This is a genomic window from Streptomyces phytophilus, assembly GCF_013870535.1.
Taxonomy (GTDB): domain Bacteria; phylum Actinomycetota; class Actinomycetes; order Streptomycetales; family Streptomycetaceae; genus Streptomyces; species Streptomyces phytophilus.
In genome coordinates this window covers 1-3203 of record NZ_JACBXC010000691.1, presented here as the reverse complement: position 1 = coordinate 3203, position 3203 = coordinate 1, and the positions used below count along the sequence as shown (strand labels likewise).

Here is a 3203-nt window from a genome sequence, read left to right as displayed (position 1 = left end):
CGCCGCGAGGCCGCGACCCGGCTGCCCACCGCGTACGGCGACTTCACCGCGTACGGCTACTGCTCGGCCGCCGACGGCGTCGAGCACATCGCCCTGGTCATGGGCGACGTCGCCGGGGACGACCCCGCCGAGGGGGTGCTCGTGCGCGTGCACTCCGAGTGCCTGACCGGCGACGTCTTCGGCTCCCAGCGCTGCGACTGCGGCCCCCAGCTGCACGCCTCGCTGCGCCGCGTGGCCGCCGAGGGCCGCGGCGTCGTGATCTACCTGCGCGGGCACGAGGGCCGCGGCATCGGCCTGCTGTCCAAGCTGCGCGCCTACGAGCTGCAGGAGCGCGGCCGCGACACCCTCGACGCCAACCTGGAGCTGGGCCTGCCCGCCGACGCCCGCGACTACGCCGCGGGCGCCCGGATGCTCGCCGACCTCGGCGTCTCCTCGGTGCGCCTGATGACCAACAACCCCGAGAAGGTCGAGGCCCTGATCCGCCACGGCCTGGCCGTCACCGGCCGCGAGCCCACCCCCGTCGAGGCCGGCGAGCACAACCTGCGCTACCTGCGCACCAAGCGCGACCGCATGGGCCACCAGCTGCCCTGGCTGGACGGCGCGCCCGTCGCGGTGTGCAGCAACCAGTGACCCCGAGCGGCACCATTCCCGAACATCCCCGCGTATCCGTAGAGCACAGCCGACGAGGAGAGCAGAGAGCGTGAGCGGCAAGGGCGCACCGGAACTGACCGTCAAGAACTGCGCGGACCTGCGGGTCGCCGTCGTCGCCGCGCAATGGCACGAGCGGGTGATGGACGGGCTCGTCGGCGGCGCCCTGCGCGCCCTCGGCGAGCTGGGCATCGCCGAGCCCACCCTGCTGCGCGTGCCCGGCAGCTTCGAGCTGCCGGTGGTCGCCAAGGCGATGGCCGACCGCGGCTACGACGCCGTCGTCGCCCTCGGCGTCGTCATCCGCGGCGGCACCCCGCACTTCGACTACGTGTGCCAGGGCGTCACCGAGGGCCTGACCCGGGTCGGCGTGGAGACCGGGGTGCCCGTCGGCTTCGGCGTGCTCACCTGCGACACCGAGGAGCAGGCGCTCGCCCGCGCCGGTCTCGCGGACTCCGTGGAGGACAAGGGCCACGAGGCGGTCACCGCCGCCGTGGCCACTGCCGCGGCGCTGCGCACCGTGGCCGAGCCCTGGCGCTGAGCGCCCCCGCAGACCCCGTAGACTTGGGCACACCATGGCCAGCAAGACATTCGAGGAGCTCTTCACCGAGCTCCACCAGAAGGCCGCCACCGGCGACCCCGCCACCTCCCGTACCGCCCAGCTCGTCGAGCAGGGCGTGCACGCCATCGGCAAGAAGGTCGTCGAGGAGGCCGCGGAGGTCTGGATGGCCGCCGAGCACGAGGGCGAGGAGCGCACCGCGGAGGAGATCTCCCAACTCCTCTACCACCTGCAGGTGATGATGGTCGCCCGGGGCATCTCCCTGGACGACGTCTACGCCCACCTCTGACGCCCGTACGCCCCCGTCCCCCAGCCGACCGGCAGAACAGGAAGAGCCACGACCATGCTGCGCATCGCCGTCCCCAACAAAGGTTCCCTCGCCGAGCCTGCGTCGGCGATGCTCCATGAGGCCGGCTACCGGCAGCGCACGGACCGCCACGAACTGGTGCTCACCGACGCCGACAACGACGTCGAGTTCTTCTTCCTGCGCCCGCGCGACATCGCCGTCTACGTCGGCTCGGGGCGCCTGGACATCGGCATCACCGGCCGCGACCTGCTCCTCGACTCCGGCGCCGGCGCCGAGGAGATCATGCAGCTCGGCTTCGGCGCCTCCACCTTCCGCTTCGCCACCCGCCCCGGCACCGCCACCGGCGTCGCCGACTTCGGCGGCAAGACCGTGGCCACGTCCTTCTCCGGGCTGGTCGCCAAGCACCTGGCGGACAACGGCGTCGACGCCGAGGTCGTGCACCTCGACGGCGCCGTGGAGACCGCGATCAAGCTCGGCGTCGCCGAGATCATCGCCGACGTCGTCGAGACCGGCACCACGCTGCGGCAGGCCGGCCTGGAGATCATCGGCGAGCCGATCCTCACCTCCGAGGCGATCGTCATCCGCGGCACCGGCTCGCCGCGGGAGGAGCCGAAGGTCCGGCAGTTCCTGCGCCGGATGCAGGGCGTCCTCGTCGCCCGCCGGTACGTGATGATGGACTACGACATCCGCGCCGAGCACCTGGAGCAGGCCGTAGCCCTGACCCCGGGCCTGGAGTCGCCGACCGTCTCGCCGCTGCACCACGAGGGGTGGGTCGCCGTCCGCTCGATGGTGCCCACCGCCGACGCCCAGCGGATCATGGACGAGCTGTACGAGCTGGGGGCCCGCGCCATCCTCACCACCACGATCCACGCCTGCCGCCTGTGAGCGCCGCCGACCTGCCGGTCACCTTCCGGCCGCAGCGCACCCGGGTGGTGCTCGTCTCCGCCGGGCTCGTCATCTTCGCCACGCTCACCGCGATCGCCGCCACCCTGAGCCTGAACGTGGGGGAGCGGATCAGCTTCGTCGTCGTCGGGCTGTTCTTCCTCGGCGGGCTGCTGCTGCTCGGCCGGCCCAAGGTGGTCGCCGCCGACGACGGGGTCACGGTCACCAACCTCACCCAGCGCCGCCATCTGGCCTGGGCCGAGATCCTCCGGGTCAACCTGCGGCCCGGCGACCCCTGGGTCTCCCTCGACCTCGCCGACGGCACGAGCCTGCCGGCGATGGGCATCCAGCCGGGCATCGCCCGGGAGCGGGCCGAGCAGGACGCGCGGGCACTCGCCGGGATGGCGGCGGAGCGCGGCACGGGCGCGTCCGGCGCCTGAGGCTGCCCCGCACCCCCGGGTCGTGTTTACTCTGGTGCCGAAGCCCCCCGAGGGGCCTGCCCGGAGCCGTACGCGCCGGGCCACCCGGCGACCCGAGGAGTGAGCCCCCCAGGGCGATGGACGGATCCTCCTGCAGTACCCGCGCCGCCTCCCGTGCGAAGGCGGCGCGATGATCACCTCACTGGCCCTGCTGGGCCTTGCGTTCCTGCTGGTCCTTGCCAACGGCTTCTTCGTGGCGGCCGAGTTCGGGCTCGTCGCCGTGGAGCGCCCGCAGGCGGAGCGGGCCGCCGCGGCCGGCGACCGGCGCGCCGCCCGCGTCGTGGCCGCGCTGCGGCAGCTGTCGTTCCAGCTCTCCGGCACCCAGCTCGGC

Annotated in this window: 6 protein-coding genes; all 6 read left to right on the top strand. The window is 73.4% G+C overall.

The features are described 5' to 3' along the window. Positions 1–630 (top strand): GTP cyclohydrolase II (gene ribA, locus H5J30_RS23645; protein WP_181789388.1); only part of this gene is annotated, 630 nt, incomplete at its 5' end. 70 nt (positions 631–700) lie between these two features. Continuing rightward, complete coding sequence (ribH, locus tag H5J30_RS23640) at positions 701–1186, top strand: 6,7-dimethyl-8-ribityllumazine synthase (RefSeq protein WP_181789387.1); 486 nt, start codon at positions 701–703, stop codon at positions 1184–1186. Between the two features lie 34 nt (positions 1187–1220). Next, the gene (locus tag H5J30_RS23635) at positions 1221–1493 is read left to right on the top strand and encodes a phosphoribosyl-ATP diphosphatase (RefSeq protein WP_181789386.1); all 273 of its coding nucleotides are present in this window, start codon (positions 1221–1223) and stop codon (positions 1491–1493) included. Between the two features lie 54 nt (positions 1494–1547). Further along, positions 1548–2396 carry an ATP phosphoribosyltransferase gene (hisG, locus tag H5J30_RS23630; protein WP_181789385.1) on the top strand — a complete coding sequence of 283 codons (849 nt, stop codon included), beginning with the start codon at positions 1548–1550 and terminating at the stop codon, positions 2394–2396. Then, a complete protein-coding gene (locus H5J30_RS23625; RefSeq protein WP_181789384.1) occupies positions 2393–2833 on the top strand; it encodes a PH domain-containing protein in 441 nt (146 codons plus the stop codon). Before hisG ends, H5J30_RS23625 begins: the two co-directional genes overlap by 4 nt. A 169-nt stretch (positions 2834–3002) precedes the next feature. After that, positions 3003–3203, top strand: a 201-nt coding sequence (locus H5J30_RS23620) for a CNNM domain-containing protein (RefSeq protein WP_181789383.1), incomplete at its 3' end; no start/stop codon positions are given.

Excerpts from the sequence above, each read along its gene's own strand:
- H5J30_RS23635 (WP_181789386.1), top strand. The coding sequence starts at position 1,221 with ATGGCCAGCAAGACATTCGAGGAGCTCTTCACCGAGCTCCACCAGAAG.
- hisG (WP_181789385.1), top strand. The coding sequence starts at position 1,548 with ATGCTGCGCATCGCCGTCCCCAACAAAGGTTCCCTCGCCGAGCCTGCG.